This window comes from Rhizobium sp. Root1204 (assembly GCF_001424965.1).
Classification (GTDB): domain Bacteria; phylum Pseudomonadota; class Alphaproteobacteria; order Rhizobiales; family Rhizobiaceae; genus Pararhizobium.
Window position 1 is genome coordinate 162,079 of record NZ_LMCZ01000041.1, and the last position, 21,692, is coordinate 183,770.

The 21,692-nt window shown below is 59.0% G+C and carries 18 protein-coding genes; 12 read left to right on the top strand and 6 right to left on the bottom strand.

Annotated elements, in window-relative coordinates:
• Positions 1–32: 32 nt before the first annotated feature.
• Positions 33–818, bottom strand: coding sequence for a helix-turn-helix domain-containing protein (locus ASC96_RS27420; RefSeq protein ID WP_156393901.1), 786 nt, complete (start codon positions 816–818; stop codon positions 33–35).
• Between the two features lie 268 nt (positions 819–1,086).
• On the opposite strand from ASC96_RS27420, the gene gndA reads away from it, so the two are divergent.
• The gene (gndA, locus tag ASC96_RS27425; protein ID WP_060506237.1) at positions 1,087–2,517 is read left to right on the top strand and encodes an NADP-dependent phosphogluconate dehydrogenase; all 1,431 of its coding nucleotides are present in this window, start codon (positions 1,087–1,089) and stop codon (positions 2,515–2,517) included.
• 85 nt (positions 2,518–2,602) lie between these two features.
• Here the strand turns inward: gndA and ASC96_RS27430 are convergent, their stop codons facing one another.
• Entirely contained in the window at positions 2,603–3,640 is a 1,038-nt protein-coding gene (locus ASC96_RS27430) for a LacI family transcriptional regulator (RefSeq protein WP_060506238.1), read from the bottom strand.
• A 491-nt stretch (positions 3,641–4,131) separates the two neighbouring features.
• Between ASC96_RS27430 and ASC96_RS27435 the strand changes: the two genes are divergently transcribed.
• From ASC96_RS27435 to mgrA, 10 genes are all read left to right on the top strand, one after another.
• Complete coding sequence (locus tag ASC96_RS27435) at positions 4,132–5,367, top strand: ABC transporter substrate-binding protein (RefSeq protein WP_060506239.1); 1,236 nt, start codon at positions 4,132–4,134, stop codon at positions 5,365–5,367.
• 117 nt (positions 5,368–5,484) lie between these two features.
• On the top strand, positions 5,485–6,387 hold the full coding sequence (locus ASC96_RS27440; RefSeq protein WP_060506240.1) for a sugar ABC transporter permease: 903 nt from the start codon (positions 5,485–5,487) through the stop codon (positions 6,385–6,387).
• A gap of 106 nt (positions 6,388–6,493) precedes the next feature.
• On the top strand, positions 6,494–7,321 hold the full coding sequence (locus ASC96_RS27445; RefSeq protein WP_244482353.1) for a carbohydrate ABC transporter permease: 828 nt from the start codon (positions 6,494–6,496) through the stop codon (positions 7,319–7,321).
• A 10-nt stretch (positions 7,322–7,331) separates the two neighbouring features.
• Positions 7,332–8,411 carry an ABC transporter ATP-binding protein gene (locus ASC96_RS27450; protein ID WP_112834602.1) on the top strand — a complete coding sequence of 360 codons (1,080 nt, stop codon included), beginning with the start codon at positions 7,332–7,334 and terminating at the stop codon, positions 8,409–8,411.
• A 97-nt stretch (positions 8,412–8,508) separates the two neighbouring features.
• Positions 8,509–10,974 (top strand): glycoside hydrolase family 2 protein, encoded by a 2,466-nt coding sequence (locus ASC96_RS27455; protein ID WP_060506322.1) that lies wholly within the window; start codon positions 8,509–8,511, stop codon positions 10,972–10,974.
• A 9-nt stretch (positions 10,975–10,983) separates the two neighbouring features.
• Positions 10,984–11,673, top strand: a complete 690-nt coding sequence (locus ASC96_RS27460; protein WP_060506243.1) for a D-lyxose/D-mannose family sugar isomerase — start codon at positions 10,984–10,986, stop codon at positions 11,671–11,673.
• A gap of 22 nt (positions 11,674–11,695) precedes the next feature.
• Positions 11,696–12,457, top strand: coding sequence for a sugar phosphate isomerase/epimerase (locus tag ASC96_RS27465; RefSeq protein ID WP_060506244.1), 762 nt, complete (start codon positions 11,696–11,698; stop codon positions 12,455–12,457).
• Between the two features lie 15 nt (positions 12,458–12,472).
• The gene (locus ASC96_RS27470) at positions 12,473–13,615 is read left to right on the top strand and encodes a Gfo/Idh/MocA family oxidoreductase (protein WP_060506245.1); all 1,143 of its coding nucleotides are present in this window, start codon (positions 12,473–12,475) and stop codon (positions 13,613–13,615) included.
• Between the two features lie 186 nt (positions 13,616–13,801).
• Entirely contained in the window at positions 13,802–14,875 is a 1,074-nt protein-coding gene (locus ASC96_RS27475; RefSeq protein WP_060506246.1) for a DUF4274 domain-containing protein, read from the top strand.
• Positions 14,876–15,054: 179 nt separating this feature from the next.
• Positions 15,055–16,086, top strand: a complete 1,032-nt coding sequence (mgrA, locus tag ASC96_RS27480; RefSeq protein ID WP_060506247.1) for an L-glyceraldehyde 3-phosphate reductase — start codon at positions 15,055–15,057, stop codon at positions 16,084–16,086.
• A 76-nt stretch (positions 16,087–16,162) separates the two neighbouring features.
• Here mgrA and ASC96_RS27485 read toward each other — a convergent pair whose 3' ends face one another.
• The 4 genes from ASC96_RS27485 to ASC96_RS27500 form a co-directional block, all read right to left on the bottom strand.
• The gene (locus tag ASC96_RS27485; RefSeq protein WP_060506248.1) at positions 16,163–17,182 is read right to left on the bottom strand and encodes a sulfate/molybdate ABC transporter ATP-binding protein; all 1,020 of its coding nucleotides are present in this window, start codon (positions 17,180–17,182) and stop codon (positions 16,163–16,165) included.
• Entirely contained in the window at positions 17,179–18,066 is an 888-nt protein-coding gene (gene cysW, locus ASC96_RS27490; RefSeq protein ID WP_060506249.1) for a sulfate ABC transporter permease subunit CysW, read from the bottom strand. Before cysW ends, ASC96_RS27485 begins: the two co-directional genes overlap by 4 nt.
• Before the next feature lie 2 nt (positions 18,067–18,068).
• A complete protein-coding gene (gene cysT / locus ASC96_RS27495) occupies positions 18,069–18,890 on the bottom strand; it encodes a sulfate ABC transporter permease subunit CysT (protein ID WP_060506250.1) in 822 nt (273 codons plus the stop codon).
• A 115-nt stretch (positions 18,891–19,005) separates the two neighbouring features.
• Positions 19,006–19,983 carry a sulfate ABC transporter substrate-binding protein gene (locus tag ASC96_RS27500; protein ID WP_060506251.1) on the bottom strand — a complete coding sequence of 326 codons (978 nt, stop codon included), beginning with the start codon at positions 19,981–19,983 and terminating at the stop codon, positions 19,006–19,008.
• Positions 19,984–20,495: 512 nt separating this feature from the next.
• Here ASC96_RS27500 and ASC96_RS27505 point away from each other — a divergent pair.
• The gene (locus tag ASC96_RS27505; RefSeq protein WP_060506252.1) at positions 20,496–21,602 is read left to right on the top strand and encodes a TRAP transporter substrate-binding protein; all 1,107 of its coding nucleotides are present in this window, start codon (positions 20,496–20,498) and stop codon (positions 21,600–21,602) included.
• Positions 21,603–21,692 lie beyond the last annotated feature (90 nt).

The following is a 21,692-nucleotide window of genomic DNA, read 5'->3' on the forward strand; positions in this document are numbered from 1 at the left end:
CCGAACGCGAAAAGATTGAACAAAACGGACAATCACGCCACAAGCTGCTGCCGGATTTCGGCAGGGGGCAGACCGGCCAGTGCCTGCACCTCGCGGCACATATGTGCCTGATCCGCGTAGCCTGCCTCAAGTGCCAGGATGGACATTGGCTGCCATTGGTTTGCTTTCAAAAGCGAAAGAAACCGTTGGAAACGCAGAATCCGGCCGAGTGTCTTGGGCCCGTAGCCGAAATGATCGAGGCAGCGTCGCCGCAACGTCCGTTCGCCATAGCCAAGCGCCCGCGCGAGAGCTTCGACCGTCTGCGGGCGTTCTCTGCCCTTGCGTGAAAGATATTCGAAGGCGTGGAGCGTATCGTCTGAAGGTGTTGTGACCTGAGCGGCTCGCTGCGTGAGGAAATCTTGCAACAATGCCAACCCCTCCACGGTGGACCCCGTTTCCGACAGGCGTTCATGAAGCTCCCGGCCATCGGCTCCCCACAGATCTGAAAGCGCTACCGTTTCGCCGGTGATTTCGGCGATCGACAGGTTTAGCCATCTGGCGGCGGCACCCGGCTGAAAGCGAAAGCCAACAACGGTTTCGCCCGCTTGTAGCGGCGGGAAGGCTGCGGTTCTGTCTGGACCGGCGACGAAAAGCCCGCGGCTGGACCAGAGAATATCGCTGCACCCATCCGGCACGACCACGACGACATTGTCGAAATCGGCGGGCAGGTGATGGAGCCACGTGCACCGGAAATGCGACGCGAGTGCCGCCGGCGGCGCCTGTTCGCTGTAGCGCCCCACAGACGCGGCGATGGCCATGTTTTCTTGTCCGATCCTCACGCATGTCCTCCCTGGCCGGCCCGGCAAAGGTGATTTCCCGATGCGACCTGTCAGCACGGCAAACCTACTCCAGTGCAGCGGAAAAGTATCACTTTTGACAACAATCACTTGTCGTTAATCGATTTGAATGCCAAAACTCCCTCAGCATCCGCAGGGCGTATTCAGGCCTCCATGGCCGAAAAAAATCTCCCTGCAAGTTCAATCTGGTGAAGCCGTGTGCAAGCCCCGCCGGGCTTTGGCACCTTCACTGTCCAACGGAGGCACATACGTGGCACAGGCAGAAATCGGCCTTATCGGTCTTGGTGTTATGGGATCGAATCTGGCGCTCAACATTGCCGAAAAGGGCAACAAGATCGCAGTCTTCAACCGCACGGTCGAGGCAACGCGGAAATTCTATGCCGAAGCGGGCAGCCTGCAAAGCCAGATCGTACCGTGCGAGACCATCGAGGAGTTCGTTGCTGCCATCCGCCCGCCGCGGCCGATCATCATCATGATCAAGGCCGGCGAACCGGTCGATCAGCAGATGGAATTGCTCAAGCCCTATCTTGAGAAGAACGACATCATGATCGATGCCGGCAACGCCAATTTCCGCGACACGATGCGCCGCTTCGACAATCTCAAGGACAGCGGCCTGACCTTCATCGGCATGGGCGTTTCCGGCGGCGAAGAGGGCGCGCGTCATGGCCCGTCCATCATGGTCGGCGGCAAGGAAGACTCCTGGAAGCGTGTCGAGAAGGTGCTGACCTCGATCGCTGCAAAATACAACAACGATCCGTGCGTCGCCTGGCTCGGCGAAAATGGTGCAGGTCATTTCGTCAAGACCATCCATAACGGCATCGAATATGCCGACATGCAGATGATCGCCGAAATCTATGGCATCCTGCGCGACGGGCTGAAGATGAGTGCCACCGAGATCGGGGAAGTCTTTGGCGAATGGAACAAGGGCCGCCTCAATTCCTACCTGATCGAGATCACCGAGACGGTTCTGAAGGCCGCTGACCCGATCACCGGCAAGCCGATCGTCGATCTCATCCTCGACAAGGCCGGCCAGAAGGGCACCGGCAAGTGGTCGGTGATCGAGGCGCAGAACATGGGCATTCCGGCGACAGCTATTGAAGCTGCTGTTGCGGCCCGCAGTATCTCGTCAGTCAAGGGCGAGCGCGAAGCGGCAGAAAAGGTGCTTGGTCTGCCGAATGTCGGCGAATTCAAGGTTGCCGACAAGGCTGCCTTCCTCAAGGATCTCGAAAGCGCGCTTCTGGCTGCCAAGATCGGCGCTTATGCGCAAGGGTTCGCGGTCATGGCGGAAGCCTCGCGCGAGTTCAACTGGAACCTGCCGATGCCAACGATCGCCAAAATCTGGCGCGCAGGCTGCATCATCCGCTCGGTCTTCCTCGACGAGATCACCACGGCCTTCACCAAGGATCCGACGGTTGCCAATCTGATCGTTACGCCGGCTTTCTCCGCGATGGTCAAGGAAACCGACGGCGCGCTTCGCCGTGTCGTGTCTGCAGCGGTTCTCGGCGGTCTGCCGGTTCCAGCCCTTGCTTCGGCGCTCGGCTATTTCGACAGCTACCGCCGCGGCCGCGGTACGGCCAATGTCATCCAGGCGCAGCGCGACTTCTTCGGCGCACACGGTTTCGACCGCATCGATGGTGCCGATTCCCATCACGGTCCATGGGGCAGCGGCCTCAACGCCTGATGATCCGTCGATCGGAGAGATAAAACTGGAACGGCCGCTGTTGATCAGCGGCCGTTCTGCTTTCTGGGTCGTGTCTTGAGATCGCTCAGTTCTGCAGGACGGGGAAACTCAGCGTCTGCAATTCGGCCGAGGGCTGGCCTTCGATACGGGCGATCACCGCTTTTGCCAGTTCGCGTCCGGCAAGCCTGAAATCTTCCCTGAGTGTGATGACCTCCGGCCTTAGCCATTGCAGGAAGTCGTTCGATTGCTTTGAGACCATGTCGACGTCCCGAGCGAGCTTCAGTCCTGCCGCTTCGATCCCGGCGACCAGTGCCACGGCACCGCCGCCGCTACCGGAGATCACGCCGTCGGGCGCACCGGGCGCACGCATAACTGCTTCGCAGGCGGCGCGGATGTCCGCCAGGCTGTTATCCAGGTCGACCGTGTTGAACGGAACAGATGTCGCGCCGAAATCCCGAAGGCCGCGCTCGAAGCCGGTGCGCATGTGCATATGGTAGGTCAGCGATGGCGGCGGGTGTAGCAGCATGACCCGCCGCCTGCCGCGCTCGACCAGCATGCGCACGGCATCGTAGGCGAAGCGCTCGTTGTCGAAGTCATGGAAGGGATGGACGTGGCCCATTTCCGTGCGGCCATGCGTGCCAAAGGGAAAGTTGCGCTCCATCATCAACGCGACACGTGGATCTTTTGGTTCCGTCCGCGAAATGATCACGCCGTCTGCCGCTCCGGTATCCAGTACATAGCGCACAGGATCGAGCGGATCGCTCCGTGCGCTGTAGGGCGTGATCACGAGGTGATATTGGGTGGCGGCGAGGATTTCAGAAATACCGACAACCATCGGGCTCGTCAGACCGATGAATTCCTCTTCCAGGCTGAGGATCAGGCTGATGACATTGGTTTTTCCCGTCCGCAGACGCACACCGGCCCGGTTGGGATGATATCCGACCTGGGCCGCGACCAGCCGGACGCGCTCCTTGGTCTCGGCGCCAATATCAGGCGCGTCCTTCAGCGACCGGGATACCGTCGTGATGCCAAGTCCGGTCATGAAGGCAATCGTCTTCAAGGTCGGGCGTTCATTCGGCGAAGGCGGCACCGAGGCCGGTCGGCTCTTATGTTTTTCGTCCATTCCCCGCCCATCGCTTTCCAAAGTCAGGCAGTTATGCCGCAAGGGGCAGAGTCTGCCTGCTGTCGCCCCCACAGGCTCGCCAGCCTTATATACGATTCATGACACAGGGGCACCCAGGCGTCGGTTCTCCCCTCTGTTCAAAATCTGTAACGATACAGTTGTCTTGTCGAGCGATTTTTTAGTTTTTATATGTGAGCTCACCGAAAGGTTGAATCCTGCGCCGCGGCATATTTCCCGTGCGTTTGCGAGACATGTTTCCCCGCGGGTTCGGAAAGAAAACCCGGATAATGGATCATATATCTCTATTTATTGCCGATTTTGTTCAAAAATGCACCGCAGAAAAGCGAGGGATGCAGGTCTTTCTTGTATGAGGAGATGCAATCAAGGATTGTTTTTGGTTTTTTACCTTGAATTATGCGTTGTTTTGGTTGCGTCTGCTAATCGATTGAACTAAGTTTTTACGGTAACGTTACAGTGAGGGAGGAAAACTCATGAAATTGCGTTTGTTGGCTGCTGCATTGGCGGCAACAGTCGTGCTTCCACTGGGCATCGCTAACGCGGCCGATCTGGAAGTGACACATTGGTGGACGTCCGGAGGTGAAGCTGCGGCCGTTGCGGAACTGGCTAAGGCATTCGATGCCACCGGCAATCATTGGGTCGACGGTGCGATCGCCGGTTCTGGCGGTACAGCGCGGCCGATCATGGTCAGCCGCATCACCGGCGGCGATCCGATGGGCGCCACCCAGTTCAACCACGGCCGTCAGGCCGAAGAGCTGGTTCAGGCTGGTCTGATGCGCGACCTGACGGATGTCGCGACCAAGGAAAACTGGAAGGGCATCATCAAGCCGGCGAGCTTGCTCGACAGCTGCACGATCGACGGCAAAATCTATTGCGCGCCGGTGAACATTCATTCCTGGCAGTGGTTGTGGCTTTCCAATGCCGCGTTCAAGACGGCTGGCGTCGACGTGCCGAAGAACTGGGATGAATTTGTTGCCGCCGCTCCGGCGCTTGAAAAGGCTGGTATCGTTCCGCTCGCGGTTGGCGGTCAGCCCTGGCAGGCCAACGGTGCGTTCGGGGTGCTGATGATCGCTATCGGCGGCAAGGATGTCTACCAGAAAGTCTTCTCCGACAAGGATGCCGAAGCAGCCGCTGGTCCGGAAATGGTCAAGGTGTTCAAGGCCGCCGACGACGCCCGCCGCCTGTCCAAGGGCACCAACGTCCAGGATTGGAATCAGGCGACCAATCTGGTCATCACCGGCAAGGCCGGCGGACAGATCATGGGCGACTGGGCGCAGGGCGAATTCCAGCTCGCCGGCCAGAAGGCCGGTACCGATTACACCTGCCTGCCGGGCCTCGGCGTCAACGAAATCATCTCGACCGGCGGCGATGCCTTCTATTTCCCGCTCCTGAAGGATGAAGAAAAGTCCAAGGCCCAGGAAGTGCTGGCATCGACGCTTCTCAACCCGGCAACGCAGGTTGCTTTCAACTTGAAAAAGGGCTCCCTGCCGGTCCGTGGCGACGTTGATCTCGCCGCCGCAAACGACTGCATGAAGAAGGGCCTTGATATTCTTGCCAAGGGCAATGTCATCGTCAGCACCGATCAGCTGCTTTCGGCTGACAGCCAGAAGCAGATGGAAGATCTCTTCTCCGAGTTCTTCGCGACGCCGACCATGACGCCGGAAGATGCACAGAAGCGCTTCGTCGATATCATCGCCGCAGCCGACTAACGGGACCAGTCTCTGTGGAAGGCCGGCTCCTAGTATGGGCCGGCCTGAAGCCCGGCCGATTTTGTTCCGGGTTTCGTCACGTCCTCAAAAATACGCGATCCAGGGGAGGGTTGACCTATGACGGGCCAAGCGAACGCCGGCCGGCCAAACCAGTTGCTGCGCAATCTGCATGCAAAGATTGCCTCAATTCCGATGATACTCACCGCCGTCGTCATCTTTCTCGGCGGCACGCTCTGGACGGTGTTTTACTCTTTCACCAATTCCAAGCTCCTGCCGCGGCTTTCCTTCGTCGGGCTTGATCAGTACGAGCGCCTGTGGGCGGCTCCCCGCTGGCTCGTTTCTATCCAGAATCTGGCCATTTATGGTGTGTTTTCGCTGATTTTCAGTCTTGTCATCGGTTTTCTGCTGGCAGCGCTGATGGATCAGAAGATCCGCTTTGAAAACACTTTTCGCACGATCTTTCTCTATCCTTTCGCCTTGTCCTTCATCGTCACCGGCCTTGTCTGGCAGTGGATTCTCAATCCAGAATTCGGGATTCAGTCCGTTGTCCGTTCGCTCGGCTGGAGCACTTTCACTTTCGATCCGCTCTATAATCCCAACATCGTCATTTACGGCATCCTGATCGCCGCGCTCTGGCAGGGCACGGGCCTTGTCATGTGCCTGATGCTCGCTGGCTTGCGCGGCATCGATGAAGACATCTGGAAGGCCGCACGTGTCGACGGCATCCCGATGTGGAAGACCTATCTCTTCATCATCATTCCTATGATGCGCGCCGTGTTCATTACCACGCTCGTCATCATCGCCAGCGGTATCGTGCGCGTCTACGATCTTGTCGTGGCGCAGACCAGCGGCGGTCCGGGCATCTCGTCGGAAGTTCCGGCAAAATATGTCTACGACTACATGTTCCAGGCGCAAAACCTCGGCCAGGGCTTTGCCGCCTCGACCATGATGCTGATCACCGTCGCCATCATCATCGTCCCCTGGGCCTATCTCGAATTCGGAGGACGCAAGCGTGGCTGAGGTCGTAACTCTCAACAATCCGTCCGCGAAGGTAAGCAGCGCGACCAAACCGGTTGCAGGGCCTCGGGGCAAGAAACCCCGCCCGCTGCTGTCGCCGCGCAACATCATGATCTATGGCGCGCTGCTGTTTGCCGCGGCCTACTACCTGCTGCCGCTCTATGTGATGGTCGTCACCTCACTGAAAGGCATGCCGGAAATCCGGCTGGGCAATATCTTTTCGCCGCCGCTGGAAATCACCTTCGAGCCCTGGGTCAAGGCATGGGCAACCGCCTGCACCGGGCTCAATTGCGACGGTCTTTCGCGTGGCTTCTGGAACTCGGTACGCATCACTATTCCCTCGACCGTCATCTCGATCGCAATCGCCTCGATCAATGGATATGCGCTGGCCAATTGGCGCTTCAAGGGAGCGGACCTGTTCTTCACGATCCTGATCGTTGGTGCGTTCATCCCTTATCAGGTGATGATCTATCCGATCGTCATCGTTCTGCGCGAAATGGGCCTCTACGGGTCGCTGACCGGCCTGATCATCGTTCATACGATCTTTGGCATGCCGATCTTGACGCTGCTGTTCCGCAACTACTTCACGGCGCTGCCGGAGGAACTGTTCAAGGCGGCGCGTGTCGATGGGGCAGGCTTCTGGACGATCTATTTCAAGATCATGCTGCCCATGTCGCTGCCGATCTTCGTGGTGGCGATGATCCTGCAGGTGACCGGCATCTGGAACGACTTTCTGTTCGGCGTCGTGTTCACCCGGCCGGAATATTATCCGATGACCGTCCAGCTCAACAATATCGTCAATTCCGTCCAAGGCGTGAAGGAATACAACGTCAACATGGCGGCAACCATCCTGACCGGTGCCGTGCCGTTGATCGTCTATTTCGTCTCCGGACGGCTTTTCGTCCGTGGCATCGCCGCCGGCGCAGTGAAAGGGTGATTGCATGACCATCAACAGCGTATCGGTCAGGGATCTGTCTTTGAGCTTCGGTGCTGTCACCGTGCTTGAAACTCTCAATCTCGACGTCAAGGACGGCGAATTCCTGGTTCTTCTGGGATCTTCCGGCTGCGGAAAATCGACCCTTCTCAACTGCATTGCCGGCCTTCTCGATGTTTCCGACGGCCAGATCTTCATCAAGGACAAGAACGTCACCTGGGAAGAACCGAAGGACCGCGGCATCGGCATGGTGTTCCAGTCCTATGCGCTCTATCCGCAGATGACGGTGGAGGGCAATCTCTCCTTCGGCCTGAAGGTTGCCAAGCTCTCTCAGGCAGAGATCGACAAGCGCGTGGCGCGGGCCGCAGAAATCCTCCAGATTCAGCCGTTGTTGAAGCGCAAGCCCTCCGAACTTTCGGGCGGCCAGCGGCAGCGCGTGGCGATTGGCCGGGCACTGGTGCGCGACGTCGATGTCTTCCTGTTTGACGAGCCCTTGTCCAATCTCGATGCCAAACTGCGCTCCGAACTGCGCGTCGAAATCAAGCGGCTGCATCAGTCGCTGAAGAATACGATGATCTACGTCACCCACGACCAGATCGAGGCCCTGACGCTGGCCGACCGGATCGCCGTCATGAAAAGTGGTGTCATCCAGCAGCTTGCCGATCCAATGACGATCTACAATTTCCCGGAAAACCTGTTCGTGGCGGGTTTCATCGGTTCGCCGTCGATGAATTTCTTCCGCGGCGAAATCAAGGACAGGGGTGGCCGTAAGGTCGTCGAGATCAACGGTGTCGATTTCTCGATGGACGCCTATCCGACCCGTGGCCCGCTGGAGGCCGGACGCAAGGTGGTGCTCGGTGTTCGTCCGGAACATGTCAGGGTCGATGAGCCCGGCGAAGAAATCCATGCCGCCGTCGTTGATATCGAAGAGCCGATGGGAGCCGACAATCTCCTGTGGCTGAAGCTTGCCGGCCAGACAATATCGGTGCGCATTGCCGGTGCACGCCGCTATGCACCGGGCAAGGCGGTCAAACTCAGCTTCGATATGTCGATGGCATCTGTCTTCGATGCGGCGACGGAAAACAGAATTTGATCACTGAATCATCGGGATGGCCGCAAGGATGGGTGGCCGTCACGTCCGAATGAATGATGCCGGTACCTGCGGGGCTGGCGGCGAATGGATTTCCACAATGTCTGCTCTTGCCTTTTCCGCTCCTGTCACGATCGATCTCTCCGGTGACTGGCGGCTTGCTTCGTCCGACAACAGCCACGCGCTGACCATCGCCATTCCCGGCGATGTTCATAGCGCCTTGCAGGCGGCTGGCGTGATCGCCGATCCCTATGCGGGCCGCAATGAGGACGATGTGCAATGGGTGGCCCACAAGGATTGGGTGCTGGAAAGGCAGTTTCATATTGATGAGGCCGAATTGCCGGGCAACTGGTATCTCGACATCGAAAGCCTCGATACCATCGCCGACGTCTATATCAACGACCAACTGGTGCTGAAGGCTGACAACTGCTTCCGGCGCTACCGCCCAGATGCGGGTCCGGCCCTGAAGGCGGGCGAAAACACGTTGCGCGTTGTCCTCTACTCCTCGATTGCCGCAGGTGCTGAGCGGCAGGCTGCCCAGCCATTCTACATTCCCTATTCGACCGGCAATTCGCCGATTGCCAATGGCAACATGCTGCGCAAGCCGCAATGCCATTTCGGCTGGGACTGGAACATCGCCATCGCACCGCTCGGCATCTACGGTACGATTGCGCTCAGGAAGCTCGATACGGCCCGTATCGAGCACGTGACGACGCGGCAGGTTCCGCAAGTCGGCGGGGCGATCGATCTTCATGTCACAGTAACTGTGTTTGCCAAGGAGCCCGGTGTCGCCGGTCTCGATTTCGCACTGGATGAACAGCGCGAGCATCTGGATTGCGCCGTCAATGCCGGTGAAACCCGGATCACCCAGGTCTTTACCGTCGAGAATCCGAAACTCTGGTGGCCTGCCGGCAGTGGTGAACAGGCGTTGTCACAGTTGACGGTCGCACTGCAGGGCGAGACCGTTACCCGCCAGATCGGCTTTCGCACTGTCGAATTGCTGACCGACAAGGATGCGGCCGGCAGCCGGTTTGCCTTCCGTGTCAACGGTCGGGAAATCTTCTGCCGGGGTGCCAACTGGATCCCGGCTGATGCGCTGGTTTCCCGCGTCACCCGGGAGGGTGTCGAGGACCTGCTGCAGTCAGCCTTCGATGCCAACATGAACATGATCCGCATCTGGGGCGGCGGCTTTTACGAACCGGACTGGTTCTACGATCTGTGCGACCGGCTCGGCATTATGGTCTGGCAGGATTTCATGTTCGCCTGCAACCTCTATCCATCGACGCCGGATTTCCTCGATAATGTCGCCGCCGAGGTCGATTATCAGGTCAAGCGCCTGTCCTCGCATCCCTCGATCGTGCTGTGGTGCGGCGATAACGAACTGGTCGGCGCGCTGACCTGGTTCGAGGAAAGCCGCAGGGATCGGGACCGTTACCTGGTCTCCTATGACCGGCTGAACCGCGTCATCGAGACCGGCATCAAGACGGCGGCACCCGAGGCGATCTGGTGGCCGTCGAGCCCGTCGGTCGGGCCGCTGAATTTCGGCGATGCCTGGCATGCCGATGGTTCCGGCGACATGCATTATTGGTCGGTCTGGCACGAAAACAAGTCGTTTGACAATTACCGCACCGTGCGGCCGCGCTTTTGCTCGGAGTTCGGCTTCCAGTCCTACACCTCGATGCCGGTCGTGCGGCAATTCGCTGAGCAGAAAGACCTGAACGTCGCGTCTCCGGTGATGGAGGCGCATCAGAAGAATGCCGGTGGCAACGAGCGTATCGCCGCCACCATGTTCCGCTATTTCCGCTTCCCGAAGGATTTTTCCAACTTCGTTTATCTGAGCCAGATCCAGCAGGGTTTGGCGATCCGAACGGCGGTCGATTTCTGGCGGTCGCTGAAGCCACATTGCATGGGCACGCTCTACTGGCAGCTCAACGATACCTGGCCGGTCGCCTCCTGGGCCAGCTTGGACTACGGCGGCAACTGGAAGGCCATGCACTACATGACCCGCCGGTTCTTTCAACCTGTGGCCGTCGCTGCCATCCCGTCCGATGACGGCAAGAGCATCCGCTTTTCGATGGTCAACGACACAGCAGCGCCGGTTACCGTCGAGCTTCAAACCTTCGTCGTCTCGCTCTCGGGCGAAAAGCATCCGCTGATGGCGGCGGCCGGGACCTGCAGTCCCGATCGCGCCGATACGCTGATGACGATAGCGGCATCGGATATTCCAAAGAACTCTTTGCTGTTCTGGTCCTTCGAGGCCTCGAACGGCATGCGCGGCGAGGGGCATCATGTGCAGAGCACTTACAAGGTGCTCGATCTTGAACCCTCCGGTCTCTCCATCTCGGCAATACCGGCTGGCGACGGTTCCTACGGTGTGACCGTCTCGGCCACCGGTCTTGCTTTGCATGTGATGATCGAGGCCGATGTCGAAGGCCGCTATTCCGACAACGCCTTCGACCTGACGGCGGGTGAGAGCCGTATCATCCGCTTTACCCCAAGGGAGCCGTTGACCTCTGCACCGGTCTTTACCGGCTACGATCTGCAATCCTGCCAGGGCAATGGATAGGAGGCCTCTATGCTACGAAGCGAAGTCAATGCCATTATCCAACGAAGCGATGTTTTCATGCGCCAGCACGGTTTCGTCCTGCCGCCTTTCGCCTATTGGTCGCCGGAGGAGCTGAAGACCCGGGTCGGATCGGACACCCCGTCGATCCGCGATACGCGGCTTGGCTGGGATATCACCGACTACGGCAAGGGCCGGTTCAGCGAGTTCGGCCTTGTGCTGTTCACCCTGCGCAACGGTTCGGCTGCAGCGCTCGCCCATGGCCGCGGCATGCTTTATGCCGAAAAGCTGATGATTACTGCAAAAGATCAGGTCAATCCGCTGCATCGGCATGCGGTCAAGACCGAGGACATCATCAATCGCGGTGGCGGCACGCTGGTGCTGCAGATGTACAATTCGCTGCCGGATGGCAATGTCGATGAAACCAGCGACGTCGTGGTTGCCACCGACGCCCGCCTGCGCACGCTGAAGGCAGGCGCTCTCTTGAAACTGTCGCCCGGCGAAAGCGTCACGCTTTTGCCCGGCAATTGGCACGCCTTCTGGGCGGAGGACGCAGACGTATTGATGGGGGAGGTTTCCACCGTCAACGACGATCTGACTGACAATTATTTCCGCGAGCCCGTCGGCCGCTTTTCCGCCATCCAGGAAGATACCAAACCGAGCCATCTCTTGGTGTCTGACTATGACACCTGGCTCTCATAATCGATCCCAAGGAGGAATTTCCATGCAGACCGTCAGCTTCCAGCTTTACAGCGCCCGCAATTTCCCGCCGCTTGCCGATGTCCTGAAAACAGTCGGCGCTGCCGGCTATAAGCAGGTCGAAGGATATGGCGCGCTCTACGCCGCACTCGACGATGCGGCCCTTGCCGCGCTGAAAGCCGACATGGACAAAAGTGGCGTAACGATGCCGTCCGCGCATTTCAGCCTTGATCTGCTCGAGACCGATCCGGCGCGCGCGCTGCACATCGCCAAGACGCTCGGCATCAAGTCGATCTATTGCCCGCATATCACCGTCGAACAGCGTCCAACCGACGCGAACGGCTGGAAAGCTTTTGGCGCACGCCTGGAAAAAGCCGGCAAGCCGTTCCGTGATGCCGGTCTCGATTTCGGCTGGCACAACCATGATTTTGAGTTCGTGGCGCTGCCGGACGGATCGATCCCGCAGGACCATATCTTTGCCGGTGGACCGAACCTCTCTTGGGAAGCGGACATTGCCTGGGTCATCCGTGGCGGTGCCGATCCCTTTGCCTGGATCGAGAAATACGGCAAGCGCATCACGGCCGTGCACGTCAAGGATATCGCCAAGGCTGGCGAAAATGCCGATCAGGATGGCTGGGCCGATGTCGGCCACGGCACCGTTGAATGGGCAAGATTGTTCAAGGCGCTGTCTGCGACGCCTGCCAAATACTACATCGTCGAGCACGACAATCCCAAGGACTACAAGGCGACGGCCGAGCGTTCGATCGCGTCGATCAAGACCTACTGAAAGAAAGACAGCACCATGACACGAGAACTTGGCGTCGGCATCATCGGATGCGGCAACATCTCCACCACCTATTTTAAGCTTTCTCCGCTCTTCAAGGGCATCAAGGTCATCGCCTGTGCCGATATCAACCCGGCCGCCGCAGAAACACGCGCGTCAGAATATGACGTCAAGGCGCAGACCATCGAGGAGCTGCTGGCCAATCCGGAGATCGACATCGTCGTCAACCTGACGATCCCGGACGCGCATTTCCCGGTTTCCAAGATGATCCTCGAAGCTGGAAAACACGTCTATTCGGAAAAGCCGCTCGTCCTTTCGCTGGAGCAGGGCGAGCAGCTGCGCGGTATTGCCACCGCCAACAACCTCAAGGTCGGCTGCGCCCCGGATACGTTCCTCGGTGGTGCCCATCAGCTGGCGCGTGACTATATCGACCAGGGCAAAATCGGCCGCGTTACATCCGGCACTTGCCATGTGCTCAGCCCCGGAATGGAGATGTGGCATCCCAACCCGGATTTCTTCTTCCTTCCCGGCGGCGGCCCGATCCTCGATCTTGGCCCCTATTACATCGCCAACCTCATCAACCTCATAGGTCCGGTCAAACGCGTGGCGGCCCTGACCTCGATGGCCAATCCGACACGCACGATCACCAGCGAGCCGCGCAAGGGCGAGGTCATTCCGGTCAAGACCCCGACCAATATTCACGCGCTGCTCGAGTTCCAGAACGGCGCCACGATTACCTTGTCGGCAAGCTGGGATGTCTGGTCGCACAACCATGCCAATATGGAGCTTTACGGCACCGAAGGCTCACTGTTCGTCCCGGACCCGAATTTCTTCGGTGGCACGGTCTCGGCCAGCGGCCGCGACAAGGATATCCAGCCGCTGGAAACTTGGGACCATCCCTTCGGTGTGCCCAATCAGGAGCACAAGCAGGGCATGATGGCCAACTACCGGACCGCCGGTCTCGCCGACATGGCGAATGCCATTCTTGAAGGCCGCGACGCGCGCTGCTCGCTGGAGAGGGCTTTGCACGGCGTCGATGTTATGGTCTCGATCCTGAAATCGGGCGAAGAGAGCCGGTTTGTCGAGCTGACAACGACCTGCACCCAGCCGAAGGCGCTCGGGATCGAGGAGGCGAAGGCGCTGCTTCGGGATGCCGGGTAGATACGAGACTGATCAGAGTGTTGGCAGCGAGATGCGCTGCCAACACCGCGCTCTAATGTTGCGCAAGTCCCTGTACGGGGCTGTTTGCGTCCAATCCGGTCACAGACGGTTCTTTTTGCAAGGGCGGGTTAAGTTCGTCGTAAGACCATGCACGTATAAACCAGAAGTGCAATCTGGGATGTATGTATGCGTATCGAGACACTGTTTTGGGGTGCCGTTGTCGTCGCTAGTTGTGCTGTCCTCATCCACCGCTATATCGGCAGGCGGACACATAACCAATTCCTGCTGAAGGCACCTGATGCCTACGAGGTCATCCGGACAAAATTCGTCTCCGGTGCCCGTGCGGCTTCACATGGCGACGATGTCGAGCTTGGCATGTTGACCGCCATTGAAACCTTCACTGAAACGAGGAGGGGAAACGCACCTCCGGTCTTTGCCGATCTCTCCAAGCGCGAGAAGCGGTTTGTCGAACTTGTTCATCTCACGGCAGCGCTGCCTGACCCGGAGTTTAAGCGCATGCTCCGGCGCCTTACAAAAGCGGAACAGCAAACGTTTGGGCCGCTACGCGGCCTTTCGCATTCAGCACAACCTCTTCAGTCCCGTATTCAGAGTATGCGAGAGCGGCTTGAGATGCCCAGGAATCCGCAGACCGGGCAAAAACCTGTCGCTGAAGCGAACCACGGCACGGATCAACTTTCCCCGCGATTTGATTCCATGCCGATCTCCAGCGTTGTCGAATGGCTGAAGATGGAAGCCCCGCGCGATCCGGACATGTGGCACCTGCTAACGAACCTGAACTGGGACTATGAAGAGATTTTTGACATTCTCGCGTGGGTCGTCAGTCAGCCGGAATGCGATGCGTCCACGGCGATTGTCATTCTCCACCTCATGAATGCTGATGTCACGATGGAACAGGCTTCCGGAGGGAAACGATGGAGCACATCCTCCGATTTTGATCCATCAACAAGTGCGCAGGTGAAGCTTCTCGCCATGATCGGTAGACGATCGGAAGACGATAGCTTTGTGCGTCACGAGTTGGCGCCAGACCCGCTCAGCAGCGGTGAGAACAATAGCGCGCTTCTTGCGATGATGATGGACGAAAAACAGAGGATAGAGGCGGAGGACCGAAATGTGCCTTTTCCGCTGCCGGTCAAACTGTTGTCGAAGCCGGTCCTCACAACCGGCCGCCTGCCGCGCACGGACTTTCAAGTCAACGACGATCGGCTTTACTGGCCAGAGGCTATGAAGACGGCCGGTTAATCACCGATCGAACGTGCGTCTTGAAACTGTGCGCAACGGCCTGATTACCGATTTCGATTCTCCTGCTTATGCGCTAGAGCTTAACTCTATCAGGTTTCCGTGGTGCGCTCCGGAAACCTTTCTGTTTATGGGGTGGCGGAACCCTTCCGTCACTGAGACCCGATCGCGGAGGTACAACAATGAGCTGGCAACCGGCGGATAATCGCTACGAGACGATGAAATACAACCGCTGCGGCAAGACGGGGCTAAAACTGCCGGCGATTTCGCTCGGCCTGTGGCACAATTTCGGCCATGACACGCCGCACGAGCGCAAGCTCGACATGTGCCGCACGGCGTTCGACCTCGGCATCACCCATTTCGACCTCGCCAACAATTACGGCCCGCCTCCGGGCTCGGCTGAAACCGCATTCGGCGAAATTCTGCGCACCGATTTTGCCGGTCTGCGCGACGAGCTGATCATTTCCTCCAAGGCCGGCTACGACATGTGGCCGGGTCCGTATGGCGAATGGGGCAGCCGCAAGTATCTGATCGCCTCCTGCGATCAAAGCCTTGCCCGTATGGGCCTCGACTATGTCGACATCTTCTATTCGCACCGATTCGATCCCGACACGCCCCTGGAGGAAACCTGCGGCGCGCTCGATCATATCGTCCGCTCGGGTAGGGCGCTCTATGTCGGCATTTCCTCCTACAATTCGCAGCGCACCCGGGAAGCCACCGCGATCCTCAAGGATCTCGGCACGCCGCTGATCATCCACCAGCCAAGCTATTCGATGCTCAACCGTTGGATCGAGGATGATGGCCTGGTCGATACGTTGGAAGACCTCGGCATCGGCTCGATCGTGTTTTCGCCTTTGGCGCAGGGCATGCTGACGACCAAATATCTCGGCGGTATCCCAACCGACAGCCGGGCGGCACAGAACCACTTTCTCAAGAAGGATTTCATCCGTCCGTCGATCATCGACAATATCCGCAAGCTCAACGAGATCGCCGAGAAGCGCGGCCAGACGCTGGCGCAGATGGCGATCGCATGGGTCTTGCGCGGCGGCCGTATCACGTCGGCGCTGATCGGTGCCAGCCGGTCTTCGCAGATTGTCGATTGTGTTGCAGCCCTGAAGAACGACACGTTTACGGCGGAAGAACTGGCGGCGATCGACGTTTATGCCAAGGAAGCCGACATCAACCTGTGGGCTTCGTCGGCGGAGCGCGATTAAGCGTCCGATCTCTACATTATCAAACAAAAGGCACCGGATTGGAAGATCCGGTGCCTTTTGCATTCAGGGCCTGAGTCTAAGCCGGATAGACCCGCGGACGGCGAATCTCGACAAAACCATGTGCATCAGCCCGGAACGGAAATTCCGGAGCTGCGTCGAACTCGATGGGCTGACCATCGACCGTCAGCGCCAGAACGCGCCTGGAATCAGGCCGGTCGATGACGCGGGCGATGGTGGCCTGGATACCGTGGCCATCTTCGCGCCAAGTGACGTCGGCGGGCCTGAAGAACAGTTCTGCCGGACCATCGGCGATATCGGGTGCATCGAAGGTGACATTCTGGATCTGGGCCTTTTCACCCGACACCGTAACCTTCAGGCGATTGGCATCGCCGAGAAAATTCATGACGAAAGCACTGGCGGGGGCGCGGCAGACCTCTTCCGGTGTCCCGGTCTGAACGATCTTGCCTTTGTCGAGAATGACGACGCGGTCGGCGAGGTCGAGGGCCTCGGCCTGGTCATGGGTGACGAACAGCGTGGTGATGCCGAGTTCGTCGTGGATCTTGCGCAGCCAGCGGCGCAGGTCACGCCGCACATTGGCATCGAGCGCGCCAAACGGTTCGTCGAGCAAAAGCACCTTCGGATCGACGGCGAGTGCGCGGGCCAGCGCGACGCGCTGCCGCTGACCGCCGGAAATCTGGGCGGGAAACCGGTCCTGCAGGCCTTCCAATTGGACAAGGCGGAGCAGGTGTTCGACCCGGCTGGAAATTTCGGCGGCCGAGCGCCTGGTCTTCGAGACCTTCATGCCGAACGCGATGTTCTCGCCGACCGTCATATGCGGGAAAAGCGCATAGTGCTGGAAAACGAAGCCGACGCCGCGGTGGCGTACCTCGATATCGGTGGCATTCTCGTCACCAAAATAGATGGCGCCGCCATCGGGAAACTCCAGGCCCGCAACCATGCGCAGGATTGTTGTCTTGCCGGAACCGGAGGGGCCGAGCAGGGCGACCAGTTCACCGCTTTCGATATCCAGTGAGACGCCGTGCACGGCGCGGAACGTGTCGAATGTCTTGACGACGGTGTCGAGGCGGATTTTCACGGTGTGGTCTCCGAAATATCAGGTGCTGTGCCGGCAAGCGACGGGCGGCGCACGCGGCCAGCGCCCCGGCGCTCAAGCGCCACCTTGGCAATCAGGGTAACGACGGCGAGCGCCGCAAGAATCGAGGCGGCGGCAAAGGCGCCAACGGCGTTATAGTCGTGATAGAGCAGTTCGATATGCAGCGGCAGCGTATTGGTCTGGCCGCGAATATTGCCCGAAACCACAGAAACGGCGCCGAACTCGCCCATGACCCGCGAATTGCAGAGAATGACGCCGTAGAGCAGTGCCCATTTGATGTTCGGCAACGTCACGAAGAAGAAGGTCCGCCAGCCGCTGGCGCCGAGCGAGGTTGCAGCTTCTTCCAGGTCACGGCCCTGTGCCTGCATCAGCGGAATGAGTTCGCGGGCGACGAAGGGCGCGGTGACAAACATGCTGGCAAGCACGATGCCGGGTAGGGCGAAGAGTATTTTGACATCGGCCGATTGTAGCGCCTCGCCAAACAGGCCCTGTAGCCCGTAGACGAAGAGATAGGCGACACCGGCAACGATCGGCGAAACCGAGAACGGGATCTCGATGACGATCAGCAGCAGGCGGCGTCCGGGAAAATCGAACTTGGTGATCGCCCAGGCGGCGGCCACACCGAAGGCGGTGTTGATGGGCACAGCGATCAGTGCCGTCATCGCCGTCATCAAAATCGCATGACGGGTGTCGGAATTGGCGATGGTCTTGCCGAAATAGGCGATGCCCTTGGAAAAGGCCTCGTAACCGATGACGGCCAGCGGTGCGATAATGATCAGCGCCACTAGCGCCAGCACAACGGCGATCATCGTGTTGCGGAAGACCGGTGCATCGCCGATCCGCGGGGGACGTCTGGTTTTGGCCATGATCAACCCTTCACCGTGTAGCGCAGGGCACGCGCCTGCAGGAGGTTGGTAACGGCAAGCATCGTGAAGGCGGCGATGAGCATCACCGAGGCGATCGCGGCGGAGGCCGGATAGTCGTATTCTTCCAGCCGGATGAAGGCGAGAAGTGCGGTGATTTCCGTCTCAAACGGCTGGTTGCCGGCAATGAAGATGATCGCCCCGAACTCGCCGAGGCTACGGGCAAACGACAGTGACAGTCCGGCGAGCAGCGCTGGCGCCAGTTGCGGCAGGATCACCCGCAGGAAAATCTCCATGTCGCTGGCGCCCAGCGTCTGACCGGCTTCCTCGAGCGCCGGATCAAGCTCCTCCAAAACCGGCTGAACCGTGCGGACGATGAAGGGCAGACTGGTGAAGGCCATGGCGATGATGATGCCGAGCGGCGTATAGGCCACCTTGATGCCGATTGCGGCAAGCGGCGCCCCGAACCAACCGTTCGAGGCAAACAGCGTCGTCAGCGCGATACCGGCAACGGCGGTCGGCAATGCGAAGGGCAGGTCGACCAGGGCATCGACGAAGCGGCGGCCGGGGAAGCGGTAGCGGACGATGACCCAGGCGAGCGCCAGGCCGAACACCAGGTTGAACAGCGTCGCAGCCAGCGCGCAGAGAATGGTGATCCGGTAGCTGGCAACCGCCCGCTCTGACGAGACGATCCGCCAATAGTCTTCCGGTCCAAGGCTTGCCGCCTTGAAGATCAGTGCGCCGAGCGGCAGCACCACGATGATTGCGACATAGACGAGGGTAATGCCGAGCGTCAGGGGCAAGCCTGGAAGAATGCGCCGTGCCAAAAACGTGCCCCTTGAGAATTGGGTTGAAATGAAAAATCGAATTTGAAAACAACGGGGAGGCCGCGCTGGACGTTCGTCCGGCGCGGCCTGCGTTTTTCACACAATCGGATTGGGATCAACGATTTCCGTAGATTTTATCCAGTGCAGCGCCTTCGGCAAACTGCTCTTCCTTGATCTTGCCCCAGCCGCCAAAAACGTCTTCCACCTTTAGCAGGCGAATTTCGGGGAACTGATCCTTGAACTCGGCAGCGACCGCGGCGTCGTTAACGCGGTTGCCGTTCTCGGCCAGAATCTTCTGGCCTTCCGGCGTGTAGAGGAAATCGAGATAGGACTTTGCCAGATCGCGGGTGCCGTTCTTGTCAACGACCTTGTCGACGATGGCGACCGGGAATTCCGCGAGCAGGCTGACCGACGGCGTGACGATGTCGAACTTGTCTTCGCCGAATTCCTTGGCAATGCCCTTGGTTTCGGCTTCGAAGGTGATCAGCACGTCACCGGTTTCGCGTTCGACGAATGTCGTCGTCGCGGCGCGTCCACCAGTGTCGAATACCGGAACATTGTCAAAGATCTTCTTGACGAATTCCTCGACCTTGGCCGGGTCGTTGGCGAATTTTTCCTTCGCGTAGGCTGTGGCTGCCAGATAGGTGTAGCGGGCGTTGCCGGATGTCTTCGGGTTCGGGAAGATCACCTTGACGTCGTCGCGCACCAGATCGTCCCAATCCTTGACGCCCTTCGGATTGCCTTCTCGCACCAAGAAGGACGGGAAGGAATAGAACGGCGACGCATTGTTGGCGAAATCGCTCTTCCAGTCGTCCGAAACGAAGCCGCCCTTCACCAAGGCATCGACATCCGTCACCTGGTTGAAGGTAACGACATCGGCTTCCAACCCTTCGAGGATGGCGCGGGCCTGCTTGGAGGAGCCACCATGCGACTGGTCGACGGTGGCGCCAGGATGGGCTGCGACGAAAGCTTCGTTGACCTGTTCGAACAGTTCGCGGGAAATATCGTACGACGCATTGAGCAGCTTGTCGGCGGCAGCAGCCGGAAGGGTCAAGGCGGCGAGCGCGGCACCGATGAGCAAAAGACGTTTCATGAAAGACTCCCCGAGATATGATTTCGGCCGGAGCATAGGGCTGCCACAACGGCATGCCGAGGAACCCTTCTGTGAATGTTTCCATGCCATTGAAAAAATATTGCGGCAAAATCCACAACGACGAAACGCCCGCCCGCCGGCATGAAGAAATCATTCTATCCTGGTTTCTTTATATTAGATGATTTCAATGGATTGACGAGCTATCTTCATGTCCGCCTGGCGGTGATGGATGAGGCGGGACGAACGTTGCGTAAGTCTCTGCAAACATTGATCGTTGGCATTAGACAAAAGTCGAAGGTTGCCTCTTTCCCGCATGGCTGGACATGAGGGGGTGAGCGTGTAAGCTGCCAGCGGAGGCATAGGATTTCGTACGAAATCCTATGCCTGTTTTAAGTGGATTCCAGATTGCGCATGTCCGTTTGAACCGGCCGATATCAGCCGGTGCGGTTTGCGCCCGCGGGGAGGAGCAGCACCGGCAAAGCCGGGCTGTCCGCGACAACAGAGGAGAGAACATGGATCGCCGTCTATTCATCAAGCGTGCGGCTCTCGGTGGCGTTGGTGCCGCCGCTGCCACGTCGCTTGCAGCGCCCGCCATTGCCCAGAGCAACCCGAAGATCAACTGGCGCCTGGCGTCATCGTTTCCGAAATCGCTCGACACGATTTATGGTGGCGCTGAAGTGCTGTCGAAATATCTGTCTGAAGCAACGGATGGCAATTTCAAGATTCAGGTCTTTGCCGCTGGCGAAATCGTACCGGGCCTGCAGGCGGCAGACGCCGCCGCTGCCGGTACCGTCGAAGCCTGCCACACGGTTTCCTACTATTACTGGGGCAAGGACCCGGTCTGGGCTCTGGGTGCTGCGGTTCCGTTCGCACTCAACGCGCGCGGCATGAACGCCTGGCACTATCATGGCGGCGGCATCGACATGTTCAACGAGTTCCTGGCGACCCAGGGTCTGGTTGGGTATCCCAGTGGCAATACCGGCGTCCAGATGGGCGGATGGTTCCGTAAGGAAATCAAGACCGTTGCCGACATGCAAGGCCTGAAGATGCGCATCGGCGGGTTCGCCGGCAAGGTCGTCGAGAAGCTCGGCGTCGTGCCGCAGCAGATCGCCGGCGGCGACATCTATCCATCGCTCGAAAAGGGCACGATCGATGCCGCCGAATGGGTCGGTCCATACGACGACGAAAAGCTCGGCTTCTACAAGGTGGCGCCGTACTACTACTATCCCGGCTGGTGGGAAGGTGGCCCGACGGTTCACGCCATGTTCAACAAGGCAGCCTTCGAAGGCCTGCCGAAGAACTATCAGTCTCTGCTGCGCACGGCCTGCCAGGCGACGGATGCTAACATGCTCCAGAAGTACGACTACCTGAACCCGGCTGCAATCAAGCGTCTGGTGGCCGCGGGCGCCAAGCTCAGCCCGTTCAGCCCGGAAATCCTGTCGGCCTGCTTCGACAAGGCAAATGAAGTCTACGCCGAAATGGAAGCGACGAACCCGACCTTCAAGAAGATTTGGGACTCGATCAAGGCCTTCCGCGGCGAGTACTATCTCAATGCGCAGATCGCCGAATACAACTACGATACGTTCATGATGATCCAGCAGCGCGGCGGCAAGCTCTAAGCCCTGCTCGGATAGCATTGCAAAAACGAAAAACCCCGGAGCCAATGGCTCCGGGGTTTTTCGTTTCTCGTCTTGTAAGAGGAAATGGGC

Excerpts from the sequence above, each read along its gene's own strand:
- ASC96_RS27430 (WP_060506238.1), bottom strand. The coding sequence starts at position 3,640 with ATGGACGAAAAACATAAGAGCCGACCGGCCTCGGTGCCGCCTTCGCCG.
- ASC96_RS27435 (WP_060506239.1), top strand. The coding sequence starts at position 4,132 with ATGAAATTGCGTTTGTTGGCTGCTGCATTGGCGGCAACAGTCGTGCTT.
- ASC96_RS27440 (WP_060506240.1), top strand. The coding sequence starts at position 5,485 with ATGACGGGCCAAGCGAACGCCGGCCGGCCAAACCAGTTGCTGCGCAAT.
- ASC96_RS27445 (WP_244482353.1), top strand. The coding sequence starts at position 6,494 with ATGATCTATGGCGCGCTGCTGTTTGCCGCGGCCTACTACCTGCTGCCG.
- ASC96_RS27455 (WP_060506322.1), top strand. The coding sequence starts at position 8,509 with ATGTCTGCTCTTGCCTTTTCCGCTCCTGTCACGATCGATCTCTCCGGT.
- ASC96_RS27460 (WP_060506243.1), top strand. The coding sequence starts at position 10,984 with ATGCTACGAAGCGAAGTCAATGCCATTATCCAACGAAGCGATGTTTTC.
- ASC96_RS27465 (WP_060506244.1), top strand. The coding sequence starts at position 11,696 with ATGCAGACCGTCAGCTTCCAGCTTTACAGCGCCCGCAATTTCCCGCCG.
- ASC96_RS27470 (WP_060506245.1), top strand. The coding sequence starts at position 12,473 with ATGACACGAGAACTTGGCGTCGGCATCATCGGATGCGGCAACATCTCC.
- ASC96_RS27475 (WP_060506246.1), top strand. The coding sequence starts at position 13,802 with ATGCGTATCGAGACACTGTTTTGGGGTGCCGTTGTCGTCGCTAGTTGT.
- mgrA (WP_060506247.1), top strand. The coding sequence starts at position 15,055 with ATGAGCTGGCAACCGGCGGATAATCGCTACGAGACGATGAAATACAAC.
- cysW (WP_060506249.1), bottom strand. The coding sequence starts at position 18,066 with ATGGCCAAAACCAGACGTCCCCCGCGGATCGGCGATGCACCGGTCTTC.
- ASC96_RS27500 (WP_060506251.1), bottom strand. The coding sequence starts at position 19,983 with ATGAAACGTCTTTTGCTCATCGGTGCCGCGCTCGCCGCCTTGACCCTT.
- ASC96_RS27505 (WP_060506252.1), top strand. The coding sequence starts at position 20,496 with ATGGATCGCCGTCTATTCATCAAGCGTGCGGCTCTCGGTGGCGTTGGT.